The organism is Nocardia sp. NPDC057353, from assembly GCF_042667085.1.
Taxonomy (GTDB): domain Bacteria; phylum Actinomycetota; class Actinomycetes; order Mycobacteriales; family Mycobacteriaceae; genus Nocardia.
The window spans coordinates 39,161-63,359 of the sequence record NZ_JBHVAK010000035.1 but is presented as its reverse complement, the minus strand read 5'-3'; the positions used below and the strand labels follow the sequence as shown (position 1 = coordinate 63,359).

Genomic DNA, 24,199 nt, shown 5'->3' with positions numbered 1-24,199 from the left:
TCGAGCGAAGGTCAAGCAAGCGAGTAGCTAACCGTGTTTTGATGGGGTGGCACAGGCTCCACCGGCACGAGGTGAGGGACCGATGAGCGAACCCGACGCACTGCTGCTGCGCACCGGCAAATTCTTCTCGCGTGCGCGGGTCTCGCCCGATCTGCACGACATCAGCCACACCGGCGGGCGCGACGGCGACACCTTCTACCGGGACCGCTGGAGCTACGACAAGGTCGTGCACACCACGCACGGGGTGAACTGCACGGGGTCCTGTCGCTGGAAGGTCTACGTCAAGGACGGGATCATCACCTGGGAGACCCAGGCCACCGACTACCCGTCGGTCGGGCCGGACCGGCCGGAGTACGAGCCGCGCGGGTGCCCGCGCGGGGCCGCCTTCTCCTGGTACACCTACTCGCCGACCCGGGTGCGGTACCCGTACGTGCGCGGCGTCCTGCTGGAGCAGTACCGGGAGGCGCGGCGCAGACTCGGCGACCCGGTGTTGGCCTGGGCCGAGATCCAACATGACGCTGACGGCCGAAGGCGGTATCAGCAAGCGCGCGGCAAAGGTGGGCTGGTGCGCGCGAGCTGGGACGAGGCGGTGGAGATCATCGCCGCCGCGCACGTGCACACCATCGCCGCGTACGGGCCGGACCGGGTGGCGGGGTTCTCGCCGATCCCGGCCATGTCCATGGTCTCGCACGCGGCGGGGGCCAGGTTCATGGCGCTGATCGGGGCGCCGATGCTCTCGTTCTACGACTGGTACGCGGATCTGCCGGTGGCCTCGCCGCAGGTCTTCGGGGACCAGACCGACGTGCCGGAGTCCGGTGACTGGTGGGACGCCGCCTACCTGATCATGTGGGGCTCGAACGTCCCGGTCACCAGGACGCCGGACGCGCACTGGATGGCGGAGGCGCGGTACCGGGGCCAGAAGGTCGTGGTGGTGGCCCCGGACTACGCCGACAATGCCAAGTTCGCGGACGAGTGGCTGCACCCGCACCCCGGCACCGACGGCGCGCTGGCGCTGGCCATGGGGCACGTGATCCTGCGCGAGTACTTCGTGGACCGGCAGACCCCGTTCTTCACCGACTACGTGCGCCGCTTCACCGACCTGCCCTTCCTGGTGACGCTCACCGAGCGGGGCGGCCGCTACCTGCCGGGCAAGTTCCTGCGCGCGGCCGACCTCGGCGACGACACCGAGGGCGCGGAGTGGAAGACGGTCGTCCTGGACGCCCGCTCCGGCGCGCCCGCGGTGCCCGGCGGCTCGCTCGGCTTCCGCTGGACCGAGTCGGGGAAGGGGCACTGGAACCTGGATCTGGACGGTGTTGAGCCGGTGCTCTCGCTGTCCGACGGCGGCGAGCCGGTGCCGATCGCGCTGCCGCGCTTCGACATCGAGGGCGAGATCCTGACCCGCGGTGTGCCCGCGCGCAGGCTCGGCGAGGACGGCCCGCTGGTCACGACGGTGTTCGACCTGGTGCTGGCGCAGTACGGGGTCGGCAGGCCGGGGCTGCCGGGTGACTGGCCGGAGTCCTACGACGACGCCGCGCAGCCGGGCACCCCGGCCTGGCAGCAGACGCACACCTCGGTGCCCGCCGCCGCCTGCGCGCGGCTGGCCCGCGAGTTCGCCGACACCGCGGAGCAGTCGCACGGGCGGTGCATGATCCTGATGGGCGCGGGCACCAATCACTGGTTCCACTCGGAAACGATTTACCGGACGTTCCTCGCGCTGCTGCAGCTCACCGGCTGCCAGGGGCGCAACGGCGGCGGGTGGGCGCACTACGTCGGGCAGGAGAAGGTGCGGCCGTTCACCGGCTGGTCGACGCTGGCGGGCGCGATCGACTGGGCGCGCCCGGCCAGGCAGATGATCGGCACCGGCTGGTTCTTCCTGCACACCGACCAGTGGCGCTACGACACCTTCCGCGCCGACGCGCTGGCCTCCCCGCTCGGCGACGGCCGCTTCGCGGACATGGCGGCGGTGGATTGCCTGGCGCAGTCGGTGCGCTCCGGCTGGATGCCGAGCTACCCGACCTTCGACCGCAACCCGCTCGACCTCGGCGAGGGCGAGGACCCGGTCGGCCGGGCGGTCGAGCAACTGCGCTCCGGCGAACTGAAATTCGCCTGCGAGGACCCGGACGCGCCGCGCAACTGGCCGCGGGTGCTCACGCTCTGGCGCTCCAATCTGCTCGGCTCCTCGGCCAAGGGCGCGGAGTACTTCACCAGGCACCTGCTCGGCACGCACTCCACACTCACCGCGGCCGAGGCGGCGCCGGACACCCGGCCGCGTGATGTCACCTGGCACGAAAACCCGCCGGAGGGGAAGCTGGACCTGCTGGTCTCGCTGGACTTTCGGATGACCTCGTCCACCCTGCTCTCCGACATCACGCTGCCCGCCGCCACCTGGTACGAGAAGCACGACCTCTCCTCCACCGACATGCACCCCTTCGTGCACTCGTTCAGCCCGGCCATCGACCCGCCCTGGCAGGCGCGCACCGACTTCGACGCCTTCCGCGCCATCGCGGAGCGCTTCTCCGAACTCGCCGAAAAGCACCTCGGGGTCCGGCGCGACCTGGTCGCCACCGCGCTGCAGCACGACACACCCGGTGAGATCGCGCAGCCCGGCGGCGTCGCGCTGGACTGGCGACAAAACGAGTGCCCGCCGATCCCGGGCAAGACCATGCCGACGCTCACCGTGGTCGAGCGCGACTACACCGCGGTCGGCGCGAAGTTCACCGCGCTCGGCCCGCTGGCCGAACAGCTGGGGCTGCCGGTGAAGGGGCTGGCGCTGCGCCCCGATGTCGAGGTGGCCGCGCTGAAGGCCGGTGGCGTGGTGCGGGACGGCCCCGCGGCGGGCAGGCCGCGGCTGGACACCGCGGTGCGCTGGGCCGACACCATCCTCGCGCTCTCCGGCACCACCAACGGCAGGCTCGCCACGCAGGGCTTCCGCACCCTGGAGGGGCGCACCGGGCAGCCGATGGCGCAGCTCGCCGCCGAGCACGAGGGGACGCGGGTCACCTACGCCGACACCCAGCACGCACCGGTGCCGGTGCTGACCTCGCCGGAGTGGTCGGGCAGCGAGACCGGCGGCCGCCGCTACACCGCCTTCACGCAGAACACCGAGCAGCTGCGGCCCTGGCACACGCTCACCGGCAGGCAGCAGTTCTTCCTCGACCACGACTGGATGCACGAGTTCGGCGAGGCGCTGCCGGTCTACCGGCCGCCGCTCGACCTGCACCGGCTCTTCGGCGAGCCGGAGCTCGGCCCGGACGGCACCGCCCAGGTGACGGTCCGCTACCTGACCCCGCACAACAAGTGGTCCATCCACAGCGAGTACCAGGACAACCTGCTCATGCTCTCGCTCTCCAGGGGCGGGCAGGTCATCTGGGTGTCGCCGCAGGACGCGGCGGCGATCGGGGTGCGGGACAACGACTGGATCGAGGCGGTGAACCGCAACGGGGTGGTGGTCGCCCGCGCGGTGGTCTCGCACCGGATGCCCGCGGGCACCGTCTACATGCACCACGCCCAGGAGCGCACGGTGAACGTGCCGCGCGTCGAGCGGTCCGGGAAGCGCGGCGGCATCCACAACTCGCTCACCAGGGTGCTGCTCAAACCCACCCACCTGATCGGCGGCTACGCCCAGCTGTGCTGGGGCTTCAACTATCTCGGCCCGACCGGCAACCAGCGCGACGAGGTCACCGTGCTCCGCCGCCGATCCCAGGAGGTGCGGTACTGATGCGCGTCATGGCCCAGCTCGCGATGGTGATGAACCTGGACAAGTGCATCGGGTGCCACACCTGCTCGGTGACCTGCAAGCAGACCTGGACCAACCGGGCGGGCGTCGAGTACGTCTGGTTCAACAATGTGGAGACCAGGCCCGGCCTCGGCTACCCGCGCGGCTACGAGGACCAGGAGCGGTGGCGGGGCGGCTGGACCCTCGACCGCCGCGGCAGGCTCGCGCTGAAGGGCGGCGGCAGGCTGCGCACGCTGCTGAACATCTTCTCGAATCCGGTACTCCCGCTGGTCCAGGACTACTACGAGCCGTGGACCTACGACTACCGCACCCTGCACGAGGCCCCGCTCGGCGACGACTACCCGGTGGCGCGGCCGCGCTCGCTGCTCTCCGGCAGGCACATGGCGATCGAGTGGAGCGCCAACTGGGACGACAACCTCGGCGGCATGACGCAGTTCGGCGCCGAGGACCCGATGGTCCGCAAGGTCCGCGAGCAGGCCGCGGAGAAGGTGCGCTTCGAGTTCGAGCAGAGCTTCATGTTCTACCTGCCGCGGATCTGCGAGCACTGCCTGAACCCGGCGTGCGTCGCCGCCTGCCCGTCCGGCGCCATGTACAAGCGCGCGGAGGACGGCATCGTGCTGGTGGACCAGGACAGCTGCCGCGGCTGGCGCAAGTGCGTCACCGGCTGCCCGTACAAGAAGGTGTACTTCAACCACCGCACCGGCAAGGCGGAGAAGTGCACGTTCTGCTACCCGCGGGTGGAGGTCGGGCTGTCGACGGTGTGTTCGGAGACCTGCGTCGGGCGGCTGCGCTACATCGGCGTGCTGCTCTACGACGCGGACAAGGTGGTCGCGGCGGCCTCGGTGCGCGACGAGCAGGCGCTGTACGAGGCGCAACTGGATCTCTTCCTGGACCCGGAGGACCCGCTGGTGCGCCGCGAGGCCGAGCGCGCGGGTATCGCGCCGGACTGGATCGAGGCGGCCCGCCGCTCCCCGGTGCGCAGGCTGATCTGCGACTACCGGGTGGCGCTCCCGCTGCACCCGGAGTTCAGGACCATGCCGATGGTCTGGTACATCCCGCCGCTCTCGCCGGTGGTCGATGCGCTCACCGCCACCGGGTTCGACGGCGAGGACGCGCACAACCTGTTCGGCGCCATCGACAGCCTGCGCATCCCGCTCGAGTACCTGGCCGAGCTCTTCACCGCCGGTGACCCGAAACCGGTGCGGGACAGCCTCGCCCGGCTCGCCGCCATGCGCTCCTACCTGCGCGACATCAACCTCGACGAGATGCCGGACGAGGGGATCGCGACCGCGGTCGGGATGTCCGGCGCCGACCTGTACGAGCTGCACCAGCTGCTCGCCGTCGCCAAATACGAGGAGCGGTACGTGATCCCGACCGCCGCCGCGGGCGATGCCGTGGCGCTGGAGGAGTCGATGCTGCCGGACGGGTGCAGCCTGGACTACGAGGACGGGCCGGGGATGGCGGAGCCGGGCCCGTTCGGCGACGAATCCGGGCGGACCTTCGTACCGCTGGCGACGGTGGAGAGCTTCCACGTGCTGCGCGCACGGCAGACCGGGGAGGAGGCGCAGGGATGAAGACCAGGCCCGCCTTCTACCAGGCCGCCGCGCACTGCCTCGACTACCCGGACCCGCTGCTCTACGAACGGCTTCCGCTGCTCGACGCGTGCGCGCCCGCGCTGCGGCCGTTTCTCGGGCACGTGGCCTCGGTACCGCTCGGCGCGCTCGCCGAGGAGTACGTGCGGGTCTTCGACTTCCACAACCGGCACTGCCTGCACCTCACCTGGTGGACCGAGGGGGACACCCGGCGGCGCGGGGAATCGCTGCTGCGGTTGCGGCAGCGGTATCGGTCCGCCGGGCTCGACCCGGCAGGCGCCGAGCTGCCCGACTACCTGCCGCTGGTGCTGGAGTACGTCGCCGCGACCGGCGACCGCGCCGTGCTGCTCGAGCACCGGCCCGCGCTGGAGCTGCTGCGCTTCGCGCTGGCCGAGGCCGGGACGGCGTACTCGGACGTGCTGACGGCGCTGTGCGCGGCGCTGCCGGGGCCGTCACCGCGGGACCGGGCGGCGGCGAGGGCGCTGGCGGCGGCCGGGCCGCGCGGCGAGGACGTCGGGCTGACGCCGTACGGGCAGCTGCCGCTGACTCCGGTGGGGCGGCCGTGAGCACCTTCCTCTGGGCGGGGCTGCCCTACATCACCATCGTCTCGCTGGTCGCGGGGCTGGTCTGGCGCTACCGCTACGACCGGTTCGGCTGGACCACCCGCTCCTCGCAGCCCTACGAATCGACGCTGCTGAACATCGCCTCGCCGATGTTCCACTACGGCATCCTGTTCGTCTTCGTCGGGCACGTCATGGGGCTGCTGATCCCGGAGAGCTGGACCGACGCCGTCGGCTTCACCGAGCACGCCTACCACCTGCTCTCGCTCTTCGGCGGCACCGCGGCCGGGGTGCTGACGGTCGCGGGCATCGCCGTGCTGATCTACCGCCGCCGCACCCGCGACCCGGTGCTGCGCGCCACCACCCGCAACGACAAGGCCATGTACCTGTTCCTGGTCGCCGCCATCGTGCTCGGCATGTGGGCCAAGCTCAGCGAGTCCAGGATCTCGTCCGGCTACGACTACCGGCAGACCATCGCGCCGTGGTCGCGCGGGATCCTCACGCTGCGGCCGGATCCCGCGCTCATGGAGGGGGTGCCGCTGACGTACCAGGTGCACGCGGTGGCCGGGATGGCGCTCATCGCGCTGGTTCCGTTCACTCGGCTGGTGCACATGTTCAGCGCGCCGGTCGGCTACCTGTTCCGGCCGTACGTCGTCTACCGCTCGCGCGATCCGAAGGTGCTGGGGGAGCGGCGGCCGCGGCGCGGCTGGGAGCCGATCGACCGGGCGTGAGAACCGCCCGGTCGATCGGGTTCGGGGTCACCGGCTCGGCACGGAATACGCGCCGGGTCGGCCCGCGTCCGCGGTGGGCCGGAGGTAGCGGTGGCGCAGCTGATCGAGGTACCGCTCGGGGGAGCCGAACGGGTGGTCCTGCGCTCCCTCGCGAGTGAGGGTGAGGGTGCGGTCGGCGGCGATGCGCAGGGTCGTCGTCGCCCGGCGTGGCACCGGCGAGTGCGTGCCGGGCAGCTCGAGCACCGGCGCGGCGGCGCCGAACGCGGCGCGGGCCGCGGCGGCGTCGGCGACCGGCGGCTGCCCGGTCCGGTTGGCGCTGCTGACATAGCGGATGCCGAGGTCGGGGAGCCGGTCGTGCAGCGGTGCCCAGCGCGCGCCGAAGAGCAGCGCGTGGCCCCGGTGCACGGCCGGGGCGAGCCAGCGCGGGTACCGGTCCGCGTCGACCGGGACCAGCAGCGTCACCAGCTCGTCGACGAGCAGCCGGTGGGCGAGCTCGGCCGCGGCGTGGTCGAGCGGGAGCGCGGCTGCCAGCTCGGACCACTGGGCGTCGGTGGTGATCCACACCGCGACCGGCTGCCCGGCGGGGCGGCCCTTCGCGGTGTTGACCGCGGCCGGGACGGTGCCGGTGACGACGTGGGTGAGCGGCGGCGGGTTCGGCACGATGACGGCCGCGCCCGCCCGCAGCGCGGCGATCGCGGCGGCGGTCACCGGGCCGAGGCCCGGCAGGTGGCGAGGAAGTCGCCGAGCTCGGCGTCTTGGATCACAGCGGTGTTCCGGTCGTACGCCTCGGCCTTGACCCAGCTGGGTTAACTCTCGGGCGTCAGGCCTGGAACTCGCCGGACTCCGGCCAGTCGCCGTTCGGCCTGCCCTGCGTCTCCGCCCAGGCGACGACGTGGTTGCAGGCCTCGTGCGTCTCCTCGCCGTCGGTGAAGAAGTAGAACTCCCGCTTGTCGATGGTCACCAGGTGCGTGCTCGGCGGCTCCGACGGCGGCACCCGCAGCGAGGCCACCTCGACCCGGTACTGCACCTGCTCGTCGGTGTTCGCGACGCGCTCCGCGCGGATGTCCCAGGTGGGCGGGTAGATCTGGGCGCCGCGGGGCGGCCGTCCCGCGCGCATGTCCTCGTCGTACTGCTCGCCGATGGTCAGCGGGTGCAGGCTGGCGTGCGCCGTGACCGCGCCGTTCTGCCTGCTCACCACGTAGTTGCCCTGGCCGAAGCCCATCCCGGCCTCCTGCTCCTCCCGGGTCAGCTCCTCGCGGCAGACCCAGCCGTACTCGCAGGGGTGGACGGCGAACGGCCGGTCGGTGTCGAAGAGCTCCGCGAGGTAGCGGCGCACATTCTGCTCGTCGGCGAGCTGCGCCGGGCTCGGGGTCGGGTAGGTCATGCCGGGTCTCCTTCGCTCGGCCGGGGTGTCACGGGCTGAGGGCGCACCCGGCTCTGTCCCACCGGGAACGATAGCCAACCGCCACGGCCGCTGAGCCACACCGGAAGGCTCAGATTCTCTCGCTCGGGTGAACCGGGGGTGTACGGGCAAGCGGCGCGGCGAAGAAGCGGCGGATGTCACAGTTCGGGGTGCCCGGCTCTGTTAACGGCAGTTGTAGCGTGCGTTAACTGCGTCCAATCATATTGTGTACCTAAGGATTTGGCTGGTGACGACCGGTGTGGTCCTGGGTGCCGGGTCCTAAGCTTTGGAGCGGCCGGCGGCGCGAAGCGTGCCCGGCCTGCGGGTCGGCGGAGCGTCAGGAGGTCAGCGGTGGCTCTGCCTTCGCGGGTCCGCGGCGGGCGGCGATGAACCTCTACCTCCCACCCGAGATGCACTGGATCGGCTGGGTCGCGGGTGCGCCGTGGCCGGACGGCCTGGAGGACAACGCCTTCGCCGTCCATGACATCTGGCGGGCCAAGTCCGAGGACACCAAGGCACTGATGTCCCTGGTGGAGACGGTCAAGCAGGCGACGCTGGCGGCCTACCCCGCGGGCACCGGCGTCGAGGAGATCACCGCGGCCTTCGACCAGCTGCTGAAGGGGGACAGCTCCTTCGAGAAACTGGCCGAGAGCATGGCGGCCGTCGCGGACATGGCGTTCGAGATGGGCAGCGAGATCAAAGGCCAGAAGATCACGATCATCGTGACGCTGTGCTGGCTGCTGATCGAGATCGCGATGGCGTGGTTCTCCTTCCCGCCCACCGCGCCCGTGGTCGAGGCCGGGCTGATCGCGACCACGCGGGCCTTCATGGCCGGGGTCGACCAGGCGATCGTCCGCGCCGTCGCCAACTTCCTGTCCAAGCTGCACTACCCGGCCACGAAGATGTACCTCTTCAACGGCGTGCGGGTGCTGCCGACGGCGAAGGGGGCCGCCCAGGGCCTCACCTCGGCGTTCAAGGGCGCCCTCGAGGAGCTGGCCTTCAACAGCCTGGTGCAGGTCAGCATGATCCTGGACGGCTCGTCGAAGGGGTACGACTTCATGGAGGCCGGGCTCTCCATGCTCGGCGGCGCCGTCGGCGAGCCCATCGGCGACGGGGTCATGAAGCTCGCCGACAAGTACCTCGACAAGTGGCTCGCCAACTCACCCGGCGCGGCGGCGCTGATGAACAACGCGTGGGGTGCGGGGGCTCGGGGCGGGTTCGTCGGCGCGCTGGGCGACGGCATCGGCGGCATCGGCGGCAGCATCGTGGCGACGCTCGCCGCCGGACAGAGCATTTCGGACGCGCTGACCCCCGAGTCGATCGTGGGCGGCTTCATCCAGGGCGGTTCCGTCGGTGCCGTCGGCGGGGTCAGCGGCTTCATGGCGGCGCCGCCGTCGTTCGGCGATCCCGCCGCCGGGGCCGGGGACGAGAAGGGGGACAAGGACGAGGTCGACGGCAAGGACGACTGGTCCGCGCCGCCGCCCTACGAGCCGGCCCCGCCGTACGACACCAACAGTCCGCCGAAATACGAGGACATCGTCAAGCCTGCGCCGGTGGCTGAGTCCGGGGGCAGCGGGCAGCCGGTGCCATCGCCCGCTGTCGATGACGACGCGCAGTCGGTGTCCTCGGTGGACAGCCGCGCCTCGCAGAACGAGAACGGGGGCCGGTTCGGGAACAGCAACCCCGGGCTCTCCGCTACTCCGCTCACCACCGCGTTCACCGACGGCGGTCGCAATCAGCCGGTCATCGACGGCTCGGGTTCCTTCGACGGCCGCGGGCAGGCCAACCCGAGCAGCGTCGCGAACGTGCAGAACCCCGGCATCGCGCAGGGGCGGCCGAGCGAGGTGAGTGCGTCGGCGCCGACCCAGCATCGGGCCGGAATCCCGTCGGCGCACGCCGTCCCGCTGCTGTCCGCGCTGGAGACCGGGGGGCGCGGCGGGGAGTTCGCGGGAGCCGCGTCTCCGCACGGCGGGGTCGAGAGTCCGGTGTCGCGGATGGAGACACCGCTGCAGCAGGGCGTCGACGAGCCCGGTCGGGGCGATGGGCAGTTCGGTGGGCGGAGCACCGAGTCGGTGCTCGGCCGGGACGTGAATGTGGAGTCCGGGCCGCGCCCGGTCGAGCAGCCGGTCGGCGACCAGCGGCAGTTCACCGCGGAGCAGCGGCCGGAGCCGCCCGTGGTCGAGGTGCGGACGGAGCACGGCGACGAAAGCGTGCCGCGGGAGCCGGGCGATCTCCGGGCCGAGCACCCGGTGGTGGAGGCGCCCGTCGAGCACGGTGGCGACCGGCAGCAGCCGCAGCCCGGGCTGCACGAGGCCGATCTCGAGTCCTCGTCGGTCGAGCGGCCCGTCGACGGTGAGTTCACCGGTGAGCAGGAGCGGCCCCTCGGCCAGGAGACACCGGGTGTGGAGCCGCAGGCCCACCCGATCGTCGAGGGCGAGCTCACCGAGGGCGATCCGCTGGTGACCGAGGGTGATCCGCTGGTGACCGAGGGTGATCCGCTGGTGACCCAGAGCGATCCGCTGGTGACCGAGTTCGATCCGTTGGTTACCGAGCAGCAGAGCGACGGCTTTGCACCGATCCTCGAGCGATCGAGACCGATCGAGCAACCGGTCGCGAACCTGGACGGCGACGACGCGCTCCGCACGGACGGTGTGCTACCGCCGCAGGCGGATCGCGTGCTTCCCCCGCCCGCCGCGAGCACCCGAACCGGTCTGGAGAACGGCGCCGCGCTGAACACCGGCCCCGCGCCCGGCTCGGAGCGTACGGGCAGCGAGAGCCGGGTCGGGCCGGAACGGTCCGCGGAGACCGGCAACTCGCGCCCCCAGCTGCGCCCGCTGCAGACCGCGGTGCCGCTCACCGGGACCGGCGACGGCACCGGGCTGCCGCGCACCAGGGACCTCGCCTCGCCGCTGCACGACGGCGTCGAACCCGAGCCGGAGCCGGATGCGTCGGAGCCGGACTCGCCTGCCGCGGACGTCACCGAGCTGGCTCCGGTGCCTGCGGTACTGCCCATGCAGGCGGGACCGGTCGAAGTTCGCCGCACGGGCAACGGCACGCGCGGGCAGACCGTGCCCGCGGTCCATCTCGACGGAGCCGCCGCGCGGCTCTCCGGCCCGATCGAAGCGGCCCCGGCGCTGCTGTCGCAACCCGACGAGGTGGCGGCGGGCCCGGCCCCGGAACAGATCCCGAGCCCGGCGCCCGCGGCGAGCACCCAGCGACCGGAGATCACCGCGGGCGGAACCCGACCGAACCTGGACGATTTCCCCGGCCGGTACGGCTCGGTCGCCGACGCGGACCGGCGGGCGCTGCTCGCGGCCTACGGCGGCAGCCGGGAGCACCGGCCGTTCCTGGATCCGCGCACCGAGGTCGACGGACACCCCGCGGTGGGCACCCTCGTCAACGGCGCCGGGCTCACGGTGCCGGGGCGGACCAGGAACTGCCAGGACACCACCGAGCGCGCGGTCGGGAACTTCTACGGCGCGGCCGATGTCGCCCGCCCGGTGATCGGGCCGTCCGCGAAGCTCTGGAGCAGGCGGAATCTGGCGCGCTTCGCGCGGGTGTTCGGCTCGAAGCACGTCGCGCTGCCCGCGCGGACGCCGGGGCCGCACGGTGCGGCGCTCTACGACACGGCGCGACAGGTCATCAGCGCGGCGGGCCCGCGCTCGGCGGGCGCCCTGATCAGCCACCGCGACGACGGCACGCACGCCATCGCGGTGGTGCACCCGACGGAGACCGCCGATCCGGGCGAGCCCCCGCGCCCCGTCTTCTGGGACGCGCAGAGCGGGGAGATGGGGGTCGAGGCGCTGTCCGACGCCCCCCACATCAACCACATGTACCTCGTCCCCACCACGCCGGAGATCTTCGAGGCGGCGCGCACGCACGGCCTGGCGCAGGAGGCGGCGATGCGCGCGCCGGACGGCACCGGCTTCGCCCGGTTCCAGGATCCCGGTACCTACTCCGCGTCGCCCGACGGTACGCCCTACGGGCACTACGTCCTCTTCGCCGGAACGACGCCGGACGAACAGTTCGACTCCTACGACATCGGCACGGCTTCGGTGGCGGCCTTCCTCGGGCACCCGCAGTTCGCGGTGCCGCACCGGGCCGAGCTGTCCGGCGGCATCGCCACCGACCCGGCGTTCGAGCGGTTGCGGGGTCAGGGCAATGTCGAGGACCTCTTCGGGCAGTCGCTGCAGCGCGTCTCGCTCCTGCACAGCGATGTCGCCACGGAGCTGGCCGGGATCGGGCAGTTCATGCCGCACCTCGGCACGGGTGGCGTCGCCTTCCTCGAGGTCACGATGGCCAACGGTGACGTCGAGCCGGTGCTCGCGATCAACCCGGAGCCCGGCCCCGACGGAGTGGTGCGCCCGAAGTGGTGGATGCCGAAGCGGGCGGGCGCGTCGACCTCGTCGGAGCTGCCCGCGTTCCCGGCGGATTCGGTGCGCTCGATCTCCTTCGTCGCCGCGACCGGCGACCAGTTGCTCGCCCGGTTCGATGCCCCCGACCCGCGGGTCGGGTACCCGCTGCCGGAGACCGACGGCGGCGGCTACCGGCAGTTCGCCGACGCCGCCGCGGCGCGGCGCTACGGCGAGACCCTGCGGCGCCCGCTCCCGCCGCGGCAGGAACAGGTGGCGGAGCTGTTCGTGGAGCAGCCGGGGCTGTTCGACGACATCGTCACGACCGACGACGACGATCTCGAGGTCGATCTGGCCCGGTTGCGCGGCGATGCCGCGAGCCGGGACCTGGTCACCCCCCTCGCCGACGCGATCGGCGCCGAGCCGACGCCGGACGGGCTCAGGGAGCTGGTCGACGAGCTGGACGAGGCGCTGGCCGAGCCGCTGCCGGATCCGGTGCGGGTGCTCGTCGGCATCGAGGACCCGGGCGCGCTGATCGCCGCGGACGGGCAGCCCCTCGGTGATCGGTATCCGCAGCTGCTCGTCGGCAGCGAGCAGCAGTACCCGGGGTACGCGTCGGGTTCGCTGGACCTGGGGTCGAAACCGCCGGGCCCGGTGCCGGTCGAGCTGGCGCTGCCGCCGGGCAGCACGGGGCTGCTGGTCGGTGCAGGCGACGATCAGCGGGTGGCGCTCCCGGTGGATCTGGGGTATCGCATCACCGGTATCCGGATGGTCGACCCGGACAGCTCGCCGACCGGGCACTCCTTCGTGATCGAGGCGGAGGCGGAGGTCTTCCCCGGCCCGGCGGAGTCCACCACGATCACGAACACCGCGGCGCTCGGCCCCCCCGCCGCGCTCTCCGTCGACGACTGGGCGGCCGGGTCCGACGGTCCTCGGTGGGAGTCGCCGGACGATGTGTTCGCGGCACCGGATCCGCCCGCGCCGGAGCACGCCCCCGCCGACCCGGAGCTCGCCGGGCCAGCCGACCCCTCGGCCGACGCGGAGATCCGGCCGCTGCCGCCACCGGCGGTCGAGCCGACCTTCGACCACTTCGAAGGCAGGTACGGCAGCGTCGACGTCAGGGACGTGGATCGCCAGCTGGCGGCGTACGGGCCGGACGGTTACCGCCTGCATCTCGATCCGCGCACCAGGATCGCCGGACACCCCGCGGTCGGCTCGACGATCAACGGGCCCGGAACGTTCTCCGTCGGACGGCAGTTCAACTGCGAGCTGTGCGTGGAGGCGAGCTTCACCTCGTTCTACCGGCAACCCACCGTCGCCGCGCCGGTGCTCAACCCGGGCGGGCACGCCCCGGGCCGGAGCGGCGGGGAGCGGCTGGCGCGGCAGCTCGGAGCACAGGAGCAGTTGCCGCCGAATCCGCGGGCGCCGATAGCGGAGCAGTTCGCGGCCGTCCGAGCCGCGGTGCAGGCCACGGGCCCCGGTGCCGCGGCGTCGATCTTCGTCGGGTACCCGGCGCGCGACGAGCGCGGCAGGCCGCAGCTCCACCCGGACGGACGGCCGCGGCTGGTCGACAGCCACGTCTTCACGCTGGTCTATCCGGAATACCGCGATGACCAGGTGGACGAGGGCCCGGTCTGGTGGGACGCGCAGGACGGGTGGCAGAGCACCGAGCTGCCGCCGCACGTCCTCGAGGCCGGTGGGGTGATGTTCATCCTGACTACTCACGAGCTCTACGTAGCGGCATCCGAGCACGCCGGGCGGCAGGAGGCCGCACTGCGCGGCCGGGACGGCTCCGGGTTCGCGCGGTTCGAGCATCCCGGCACGTACACGGCCGTGTCCGGCGGCCCGGCCTACGGGAGCTTCGTGCTGTTCGGCGGCCCACCCGGGCCCGACCGGATATTCCGGCCCATCGACGTCGGAATCGCCTCGGTGGCGGCCTTCCTCGGCCATCCCCAGTTCGCGGTGCCGCGCTGGGGACACCTCGGCTTCGGTACGGCGGGCTCGCCCGTCGGCAACGGTAACCCGCAGCGGATCACGGCCCTTTTCGGGCGGCCGCTGGAGCGGTTGTCCCTGCAGGATCGCACCATTCAGCAGCACCTGGATACCGTGCAGGCGGGCATGGCGCACCCCGCCACCGAGGCGGGCACGGTGACCTGGCTCGATCTGCGCCGCGGCTCGACCACCGAGCCGCTGCTGGTGCTCAGACCGGCGCGCGAGCCCGGTGCGGCAACCGATCCGCCGCCGGTCTGGTGGCGGCCGATGACCGGTGAGATCACCTCGGCGCCACCGGTGCTCGGGACCGGCGAATTCGACGGGATTTCGATGGTATCGGGGTCGGGCCGGGAGCTGGCCGACCGGATGGCCGCCATCGATGTCCAGTCCGATGTGGCGCGGCAGTTCTTCGCCGAGCAGCGGCGCGAGATCCTGGCGGAGAACGCGCCAATTCCGGTCTCGACCCTCGAGCCCCAGCCGGCGTTCGAGCACGCCGTCGATGCCGAGCACACCGGCGACGAGAACGTGCAGCCCACCGAGTCGGTGCCCGAGGTCGCCTCGGCGGCGGACGCGCGGGCCGATGCGGAGCTCGGGTTCCAGTACCGGAACCTGTCGCCGCAGCAGCGGGCGGCGGTCGACCGGTTCATCGCGAATCCCGAGCTGCTGAACGTGCTCGCGCAGACCCCCGATACCGCGCTGGACAGCGCGATCGACGAGACGCGCGGCGCCGACTCCGCATTGGAGACGCTCACCGATCTCAACGGCGGGGTGCTGCCGAGCACGCGGGCGGAGGTCGCCGCCCTGCGCGGGCTCCCCGGGCTGACACCGGAGCGGCGCGACCTGGTGGACCGGGTGCTCGCGCAGGACGACGTGGCGAACCACATCGACGAGCTGCGGGCGGATCGCCAGGAGTACCGGACGCTCATGCGGTACCTGGGCGGAGATCCGACGCGGGCCGCGTTCCGCAGCGATGCCGGACAGCTCGACAGTGCGGTCGCGCAGCCACTGCCGGTGCCGCTCGTCGCCGTGCACGGGGTGCTCGGCCCGGGCGAGCTCTTCACCGCGGACGGCCGGGAGTGGGACGGGGTCGACCCTGGGGAGCTGCTGGGCAGCGTGCAGGGCCGGGACGGCTTCTTCACCGCGGCCCTGGCGGGCGTGAACGCGCCGGTGCAGCTCGAGATCACCGTGCCCGCAGGCACTCCGGGGCTGTGGGTCGGCAGTGCGCAGACCGGGGCGGAGCACGGTGAGCTGGTGCTGCCGCGCGGGACGCAGTACCGGGTGACCGGGTTCCGCCAGGTGGAGCCGGACCCGAACAGCGGGGAGTTCCGGCCTGCCCTCGTGCTCGAGGCCGAGGTGATTCCCCCGGTGCAGGAGCTGCCCGCGGCCGAGAACGTCGCGCCCGCCGCCGGGAATCACTCGGCGCCGGGGCCTGCCACCCAGGTCGCCGTGGCGAATTCGGAATCGGGAGTCGCGGCGGCGCAGTCGCAGGATGCCGCCCCGGCCGCGCCCGCGCAGCAGGCCGGGGCAGCGCCGTCCACCGGAACGCAGCGCGCCCCCGGCCACGCGGTGCCGCTGACGCCGGAGCAGCGGCGGTTCGTCCGCCCGCCCGCGGCCGACAAGACGCCGGGCATGCACGGCAGCAAGGACGCGAAAGCGCTGCGCAGGCTCCGGGACAACCTGCGCATCCCCGGCACGGACGACGAATACGCGGCGTTCCTGCACCCGGGCACGATCCTGCCCGATGGTTCGCGGCTCATCGACCACATCAACGCCCCCGGGATGTTCGTTCTCGGCCGGAACTACAACTGCGCGCAGACCACCATGGCCTCGCTCGCCGTTTACATGGGCGTCATCGATGTCGCGGCGCCCCGGTACCGAGCGGGCCGCATGGACAAGGTCGCGGAGAACTCGGAGTTGGCGGCGGAGCGGTGGCTGAACTCGCTCGGCGTCCCCGCCTCGGAGACGGCGACCGGTGACCGGCGCTCCGCCGCGGAGCAGTTCGAGGCGATCGACGCCAAGATGGCGGAGCTCGGCGAAGGAGCCTTCGCGTACGTCGCGATCCGCGTCCAGGATGTCGACGACGACGGGAATCTCCTGACCAACGACGACGGGACGCCGAAGCTGGCGGTGGAGGGCCACGCCTTCTCGGTCGTCGTGCCGCCGAAGGGGGACGACGAGCCCGCCGACGCTCCGCCGAAGCCCGTCTGGTTCGATGCGCAGCCGGGCCTGATCTGGGGCGATGTCTCCGAGATTCCCACGGAACGGATCCTGGAGGTTGCCTTCATCCCCGCGACGGCGGCCAGGGTCGCGGCGGCGGCCGAGCGCCTGGCCGCGCTGGAGGAGGCGCTGACGCCTGCCGATGCGCCGGGCTCGTCGGCGGGGGGACGGCCCGACTTCCTCGTGGGGCAGCACCCCGGGAAACCGGCGCGGTCGGGAGTGCCCGCCTTCGCGTCCCTGGTGACGGTGCCGGGAGCGCGGCCGGTGGACGGGGCGCGGGCATTCCTGCTGAGCGCCGCCGGACTTCCGGAGATCGCGGTGCCGTGGTGGCCGGAGGCCAATCTCGGCGGGGCGCGGCTGGAGCAGGCGGCCAAGTACCCGCCCCCGCTCTACGACGCGCTGATCGCCCTGTTCCCCGCCTCCGGTCGGCGCAGCCTCCAGGACGACGGGACGACGCCGGTCCTGGACAAGCTGCACGACGTGCACCGCGAGGTGGGAAGCGCGGCGTTCGGACCAGGCTCGGCGGCCATCGTCCGGATCGCGGACGGCGGCGCGGGAACGCTGTGGGTGGTCAGCCAGGCGAAGGTCCCCGACGGCACCGAGCCGACGTGGTGGAACCCCGAGACCGGGGAGCTGCTCGAGGGCGGCCCCCCCGCCCTGCCCGGCACGCACGCCGTCACCTACGCGGTCGCGAGTCTGGAGGACATCAGGACGGCGGCGCTCGCGGTCGACTCGAACGCGCGGCCGATGGCACCGAAGGCGCCGCAGGACTGGGGTGGCAGCAACCTGGCCGACATGCTGAAGCTGCTGTCGTCCGCCCCGGCCAAGCCGGCGACCGCGGCGCCCGCTGCCCCTGCCCCCGCCCCCGCCCCCGCCCCGGCCCCGGCCCCTGTCTCCGCTCCCACCCCGCGCCCCGACCGCTCCGTGCCGCTGACACCCGACAAGCTGGCGGCGATCCACCGGCCGTCGTCCGACGGCACCAGGGGCATTCACGGCAGCATCGCCGCGAAGTCGCTGTCGGCGATGCGGAAGGCGTTGCTGCGGCCGGGGTCGGACCCGGCGAAGCCGGAGTACGTGGCGTTCCGGGACCCGATGACCTACCCGTCGCCGGACGACCCGTACGTGCAGCACGTGAACGCGCCGGGGCTGGGTGCGCGCGGCCGGAGCGTGAACTGCGCGCAGACCACGTTGTCGCTGCTGTCGGCGTTCATCGGAGTGCCCGACGTCGCCGGGCCGCGTTACCGGCCCACGAGCGACGACCCCGGGATGAGTCCCTACGCGATCGCGGAGCGCTTCCTGAACTCGCTGGCGATCGACGCCGCGCCGGACGGCAACGGGGGCAACCGTTCGCCCGCCGAGCAGTTCCAGGCGATCCACGACATGATCGACGACCAGGGGGAGGGCGCCTTCGCCTGGGTGGCGATCGACTACGGGGCCACCGACGAGGACGGCAACCCCCGCCTGAACGACGACGGGACCCTGTTCATCGCGCACTCCCACGCGCTGGCTCTCGTCTACCCGGCGGTCTCGCCGGAGGAGCTGGCGCGGGGCGTCCTGCCTGCCCCGAAGTGGATCGACGCCCAGTCCGGCCAGGAGTGGACCGGCCCATCGCCCGACTTCACCGACGATGCCGTTCGGGTGCACTACATCTCCTCGAACGCCGAGCGGGTGGCGGCAGGGGCGATGCAGCGCCGGGAGCTGGAAGCGGCACTGGCGGCGCGCGGCGCCGATGGCAGGCGGGCGAAGGGCTTCGTGCGGGGGCAGCATCCCGGCCGTCCGGTGGCGCCGGGGTTGCCCGCGTTCGGGAAGCTGGTGGCGGCGCCGGGCGCGCGGCAGCCGGACGCGGCGCGGGCGTTCATCATGAGCCACCTCGGGCAGCCGCGGATCGCGGGGGGCTGGTGGCCGGAGGCCAATATCGGCGGGGTCGCGGCGGAGAACGCCACCAGGTTCCCGGCTGACGGGTTCCAGCAGCTGCGTTCCTGGTTCCCCGGCAGGCTGACCTCGATCGGCAACGCGGTCCAGCCCGCCGAGCGGCAGTTCCGGACGGTGCACGACCGGATGGCCGCCACCACCGAGTTCGGCCGCGACCCGGTGGCGCTGGTGCGCGTCGGCTCCGGCCGGGACGAGCGGCTGTTCGTCGTCACCAGGCCGAACGGGAGCGAAGGCCCGGTGTGGTGGGATGCGTCGACCGGTGAGAGCACCGACGGCCCGCCTGCCTTCCCCACGCCGGGGCGGGTCGACTACGTCATCGGGAACGGCGACGGATTGCTGGCGGCGGTGCTGCGCACCAACCCGGAGGGGTTCCCGGACGCGCCGCGGCCGCCGTTCCGGCCCGGCTCCCTGCGGAGCTGGGCCGCGCTCGGCGCGAAGCTCGTGCCGTCGCGGTGGCGGGGGAGCCGATCGGCCGGTCCTGCCGGTCCCGCGGGTCCGGCGAGGGCAGGTGCCGACCCGTCGGCGCAGGCCGGGCCTGCCGTCGACGCGGCGGCTCCGGTTCCGGTGGCCGCCGCCGGGGAGCAGGGGGAGCCGAGTTCGGTCGATGCGGTGCGTCCGGCGGCGGGCGATCATGCCGTGCCGCTGACGGCGGAGGAGCTGGCGGCGATCCATCCGCCGTCGTCGGACGGTATCCCCGGGGTGCACGGCAGTGTCGACGGCCGGGCGCTGCTGGCGATGCGGACGGCGCTGCTGAAGCCGGGATCGGACCCGGCGCAGCCGGAGTACGTCGCGTTCCAGGACCCGATGACCTACCCGTCGCCGGACGACCCGTACGTGCAGCACGTCAACGCGCCGGGGCAGAGCGCTTGGGGCCGGGCGGTGAACTGCGCGCAGACCACGCTGTCGCTGCTCGCCGCGTTCTGCGGGCTCCCCGACGTGGCAGGGCCACGGTATCGGACGGCGCTCGCGGACCGGGGGATGGGGACAACGGCGATAGCGGAGCGGTTCCTGAATTCCCTGCAGATCGAGGCGAAGCCGAAGCCGGAGGGGGGCAGCCGGTCGGTTCCCGAGCAGTTCCAGGCGGTATACGACCAGGTCGCCGCGGCCGGGGAGGGCGCGTTCGCCTGGGTGTCGATCGAATACGGGAAACCGGACGGCGCCGGGGGGCTCGTGCTCGGTGACGACGGCAAGACGCCGGTCGCCGATCGTGCGCACGCGGTCGCCCTGGTCTGTCCGACGCTGACGCCCGAGCAGCGGCTGCTGGGGAAGAAGCCGACGCCGAAGTGGATCGATGCCCAGTCCGGGGAGGGCGGGGTCGAGCCGCCGCCCTCGCTGCTCGCGGATGCGTTGCGGGTGCGGTACATCCCGTCGACCGCCGAGCGGGTCGCGGCGGGGGCGAAGCAGCGCGCGGCGCTGGAGGCGGCGCTGGCGGTGCACGACGAGCAGGGGCGCCCGACCGGCGCCTTCGCCAGGGGGCGGCATCCCGGCCGGGCGCCGGGGCCGGGGCTGCTCGGCTTCGGGGCGCTGGTGGCCGCGCCGGGTGCCAGGGAGACGGACTCGGCGCGGGCCTTCATCATGAGCCATCTCGGGCGGCCGCGGACCGCGGCGGGGTGGTGGCCGGGCGGCAATATCGGCGGGTTCAGGGCGGAGGACGATGCCAGGGCGCCGCAGGGCTCGTTCGAGGAGCTGTCCTCGTGGTTCCCCGGCAGGCTGAGTTCGCTCGGCGACGGTAGTCAACCGATCGAGGGGCTGCTGCGGGAGGTGCACGACGAGCTGGCCGCCACCCCGTCGGCCAATCCGGACCCGGTGGCGCTGGTGCGGGTCTTCGTCGGCCCGGACGAGCGGCTTTTCGTGGTGACCAGGCCGGTCGGGAGCAAGGGCCCGGTGTGGTGGAGCGCGGAGACCGGCGAGGTCACCGAGGAACCGCCCGCGATCGCGCGGTACGGAATGATCGACTACGTCATCGGCAACGGTGACGCGTTGCTGGCCGCAGCGACGACGGTCGATCCGAACGGCTTCCCGATCGGTCCGCCGATTCCCTTCTCCTTCGACCGGGTGCAGACCTGGCTGGCCAGTACCGCGGGCTACCTGTCGTCCCAGTGGGCGCGGAGTTGGCCCGCCCGGTGGATCGGCACCACCGCCGATGCCACGGTGCAGGCCGGTGTCGATTCCCCGGCGCCGGTCGGGGCTGGTGTCGACGCACCAGCGCGGGTACCGGTCGCCGCCGGGGAACAGGCGGGGCCGAGTCCGACGGGGTCGGTGCAGCCCGCGGGGGCCGATTACTCGGTGCCGCTGACGGCCGACGAAGTGGCGGCCATCTATCCGCCGTCGTCGGACTACCTCCCCGGGATTCACGGCAGCATCGGCCGGCGGTCGCTCTCGGCGTTGCGGAAGATGCTGCTGAGACCGGGTTCGGATCCGGCGAAGCCGGAGTACCTCGCGTTCCAGGATCCGATGAACTACCCGTCGCCGAACGATCCGTACGTGCAGCACGTGAATGCGCCGGGGCAGGACGCACCCGGCCGCAACGTGAACTGCGCGCAGACCTCGCTGTCGACGCTGTCGACCTTCGCCGGGGTGCCGGATGTGGCCGGTCCGCGCTACCGCGCGAACCGGAGCGACCCGGGCATGCAGATTCCGCGGGTAGCGGAGCGGCTGCTGAATTCGCTGCTCATCGAGGCCGCGCCGAATCCGGACGGAGGTGAGCTGCCGGTCGCCGAGCAGTTCAAGGCGTTGTACGACAAGGTCGCCGCGCTCGGGGAGGGCGCATTCGCGTGGGTGAGCATCAACTACCACGAACCGGACGGCGACGGCGGTGTCGTCCGCGATCCGTCGGTGATCGATCGCGCACACGCCATCGCCCTGGTCTGCCCGGTCCTGACGCCGCAGCAGCGGGCCATGGGGGTGAAACCGACACCGAAGTGGGTGGATGCCCAGTCGGGGCGGGGCGGGCTCGAGGTGCCGCCCGATGTGCTGGAGAACGCGGTCGGGCTGCGGTACGTCGTGTCGAACGCCAAGCGGATGGCGGCGGGTGCGCAGCAGCGCAGGGCGCTGGAGGCGGCGCTGGCGGTGCGGGATTCGCGCGGCAGGCCGACCGGGCGCTTCCTGCGCGGACAGCACCCCGACCGCAGCGCGGGCCCCGGGCTGCCCGGGTTCGGGAAGCTGGTGGCGGCGCCGGGGGCGCGGAAAGCCGACGCGGCGCGGGGCTACATCATGAGCCATCTCGGGCAGCCGATGATCGCGCCGGGGTGGTGGCCGGAGGCCAATGCCGGTGGCATCCGGGCGGAGAACGGCGCCAGGGACACGGTCGCCGGGTTCGAGAAGCTGCGCTCCTGGTTCCCGGGCCGGATGCAGGCGCTCGGCGACGGAACCGGTCCGCTCGCCGGGCTGCTCGACACCGTGCAGGCCGCGGTGACCGCGGCCACGCCGTCGAATCCGGACCCGGTGGCGCTGGTGCGCGTGTACGAGGGCCTCGAGGAGCGGCTGTTCGTCGTGACGAAGCCGGTCGGCGACACGGGGCCGGTGTGGTGGAACACGGAGACCGGGGAGAGCACCGACGGCCCGCCCGCCATCGAGGGGGCCGGAATGCTCGACTACGTCGTCGGCAACGGCGACGACATGCTGGCGGCGGCGCTGGCGGTCGATCCGCACGGCTTCATCGCCGCCGCCCCCGTCGCCCCCTTCTCCTTCAGCTCGGCGAAGACCTGGTTCAAGCAGGGGGCGGGGCTGCTGTCGTGGGGTGGGTCGGCCATGCCTGGCAGGGCCGGTGCCGATCCCGCGGCGCGGATCGGCAAGGGCGGCGGCGGCGCCCGTGCCGGGCAGCGGCCGGACCCCGCGACCGCGGATCGGGGCGCCGTCGCGCCCGCCTCGGCCGAGGTGGCGATGGTCCCGCTGCCCTCGGACGACCGCACCGAGGGCGTGGACGGCCGCCGGGATCAGCGCGTGCTGGACAAGCTGCGGGCCCGGATGCGGACGCAGGACGGGCGGTTCGCGGCGTTCCGGCATCCGGGGACCTTCCCGTCGCGGGCCGAGCCGTACGTGAAGGACATCAACAGCCCGGGGCCGCGCGCGCGGGATCGGTCGGCGAACAACCCGCAGAGCACGCTGTCGTTCCTCTCGACCTTCTTCGGGGTGCCCGATGTGGCGGGGCCGCGGTACCGGGGCATCCAGGGGGACCGCGGCCGGAGTTTCCACCGGGTCGCGGAGCGATTCCTGGGTGCACACATGGTGCCCGCGACGTTCGACGCGGACGGTGTCCGGCGTTCGGGCAGCGCGCAGTTCCGGGCCGTGTACGACAAGGTCGCGGCGCTCGGCCCCGGCGCGGGGGCCTACCTGAGCGTGGCGATGGCCGCCACGGACCGCGCGGGCGAGATCCGCACGCGGTCCGGCGGGACGCCGATCATCGCCGGCTTCAACACGCTCGCGTTGGTCTACCCGGTACCCGCCGAGCAGACCGCGGGCAGCCCGCCGGAGCCCGATCGGGGCCCGGTGCTGGTGGATGCGACCAATGGGCAGGTGTGGGAGGCGGACGCCATCCCGAGCCTGCTGGACCGCGTGGTCGAGGTGAGCTACGTCGCCACGACGGCGGAGCGCATGGTCGAGGCGGCGCGCCGGCGGCGGGCGGTGGAGGGCGCGCTGCGCGCACCGCTGGGCGCGCGGCAGCCGGAGTTCGTGGCCGGGCAGCACCCGGGGCTGCCGGTCGAGCCGGGCAGGCCCGCGTTCGGACCGCTGCTGGCGTCACCGTCGGCCCGGCCGCGCGACGTGGTGCGCTCGTTCGTGCTGTGCGGCGCGGGGATTCCCGAGGTCGCGGCGCTGCGCTGGCAGGCGGCGGAGACCGGGGTGGTGCCGCCCGCCGCGGGGCCGCTGGAGCCTGCCCTCGACTACGAGCCGCTGGCCGCGCTGTTCGCCGGGGGCGAGTACCGGTCGCTGGACGAGCGGTCGCAGCCGGTCGCCGACAAGCTGCGGGCGGTGCAGGACCGGGTGGTGGAGTGGTCGGGCCTGCTGCCGGACGACGTGATGATCGCGGTCGCCGAGGTGGACGACGGAATCGGCGATCCGCGCAGGCTGGTCGTGCTGCAACCGAAGTCGCCCGCGGGCCAGGGGCCGGTGTGGTGGGATCCGGTGCGCGGCAGCCAGGTCGATCCGGCGCAGTTCCAGGGCGGCGGCACCGTGCGCTACCACCTGGACAGCGCAACCCGCATTCGGGATGCGACCCAGTCACTGAAGGGCGAGATCCCCGGGGGGCACCGGCCACCGGGACGGCTCGGCCGGGTGCGCGATCGGATCGCGCGCGCGGCGAACCTGCGGCCCTCGGCATGGGGCGGCGCCGCGATGCCGCGACCGGCCCCGGCGGCGCGGCCCCCGGCGGCGGTCGGCGCCGCCGGTATGACCGGGGTCGGCGTCGGCATGCCGTCCCCGGCGGGGGGCCGCCGCCGCAGCGGCAGCCCGGCCGCCCCGGCTCGCGCCTGGCTCGCGCCCGCCGCGAACCCGGTGCCGCCGCCACCGCTCCGCCGCGGTGCCGATCCGCGGCAGCAGCGGCGGATCGAGCGGGCGCTCGGCGCCGGTGACGGCGCGTTCCTGGTCGCCGCCGACCCGAGCAGGGGGCCGGGCGCGGAAGCGCTGCGCGAAGTCCTCGTCCCGCGCACGGACAGCCCGGATCGCCACGACGACAAGGACGAGCGCGCG

7 protein-coding genes (1 of these 7 only partly in view) are annotated in these 24,199 nt (G+C 73.1%); 5 read left to right on the top strand and 2 right to left on the bottom strand.

Going from position 1 to position 24,199, the window contains the following annotated elements; translation table 11 throughout:
* Positions 1 to 82: 82 nt before the first annotated feature.
* The 4 genes from ACFUUZ_RS19315 to narI are packed head-to-tail and all read left to right on the top strand — an operon-like array spanning position 83 to position 6,619.
* On the top strand, positions 83 to 3,718 hold the full coding sequence (locus ACFUUZ_RS19315) for a nitrate reductase subunit alpha (protein ID WP_378697993.1): 3,636 nt from the start codon (positions 83 to 85) through the stop codon (positions 3,716 to 3,718).
* Complete coding sequence (gene narH / locus ACFUUZ_RS19310) at positions 3,718 to 5,310, top strand: nitrate reductase subunit beta (RefSeq protein ID WP_378697991.1); 1,593 nt, start codon at positions 3,718 to 3,720, stop codon at positions 5,308 to 5,310. The genes ACFUUZ_RS19315 and narH overlap by 1 nt, the downstream gene beginning before the upstream one ends.
* Positions 5,307 to 5,894 carry a nitrate reductase molybdenum cofactor assembly chaperone gene (gene narJ, locus ACFUUZ_RS19305; protein ID WP_378697989.1) on the top strand — a complete coding sequence of 196 codons (588 nt, stop codon included), beginning with the start codon at positions 5,307 to 5,309 and terminating at the stop codon, positions 5,892 to 5,894. Before narH ends, narJ begins: the two co-directional genes overlap by 4 nt.
* Complete coding sequence (gene narI, locus ACFUUZ_RS19300) at positions 5,891 to 6,619, top strand: respiratory nitrate reductase subunit gamma (RefSeq protein ID WP_378697986.1); 729 nt, start codon at positions 5,891 to 5,893, stop codon at positions 6,617 to 6,619. The genes narJ and narI overlap by 4 nt, the downstream gene beginning before the upstream one ends.
* A gap of 27 nt (positions 6,620 to 6,646) precedes the next feature.
* Here narI and ACFUUZ_RS19295 read toward each other — a convergent pair whose 3' ends face one another.
* Positions 6,647 to 7,327, bottom strand: a complete 681-nt coding sequence (locus ACFUUZ_RS19295; RefSeq protein WP_378697984.1) for a Sua5/YciO/YrdC/YwlC family protein — start codon at positions 7,325 to 7,327, stop codon at positions 6,647 to 6,649.
* 112 nt (positions 7,328 to 7,439) lie between these two features.
* The gene (locus ACFUUZ_RS19290) at positions 7,440 to 8,003 is read right to left on the bottom strand and encodes a hypothetical protein (protein ID WP_378697982.1); all 564 of its coding nucleotides are present in this window, start codon (positions 8,001 to 8,003) and stop codon (positions 7,440 to 7,442) included.
* Between the two features lie 404 nt (positions 8,004 to 8,407).
* Here ACFUUZ_RS19290 and ACFUUZ_RS19285 point away from each other — a divergent pair, with 404 nt between their 5' ends.
* Positions 8,408 to 24,199, top strand: partial view of a toxin glutamine deamidase domain-containing protein gene (locus tag ACFUUZ_RS19285; protein ID WP_378697980.1) — the 5' portion only. 15,498 nt of this gene lie beyond the right edge of the window; the window shows 15,792 of its 31,290 coding nt (coding positions 1–15,792); the start codon lies at positions 8,408 to 8,410; its stop codon lies beyond the right edge, outside the window.

Excerpts from the sequence above, each read along its gene's own strand:
- ACFUUZ_RS19315 (WP_378697993.1), top strand. The coding sequence starts at position 83 with ATGAGCGAACCCGACGCACTGCTGCTGCGCACCGGCAAATTCTTCTCG.
- narH (WP_378697991.1), top strand. The coding sequence starts at position 3,718 with ATGCGCGTCATGGCCCAGCTCGCGATGGTGATGAACCTGGACAAGTGC.
- narJ (WP_378697989.1), top strand. The coding sequence starts at position 5,307 with ATGAAGACCAGGCCCGCCTTCTACCAGGCCGCCGCGCACTGCCTCGAC.
- ACFUUZ_RS19290 (WP_378697982.1), bottom strand. The coding sequence starts at position 8,003 with ATGACCTACCCGACCCCGAGCCCGGCGCAGCTCGCCGACGAGCAGAAT.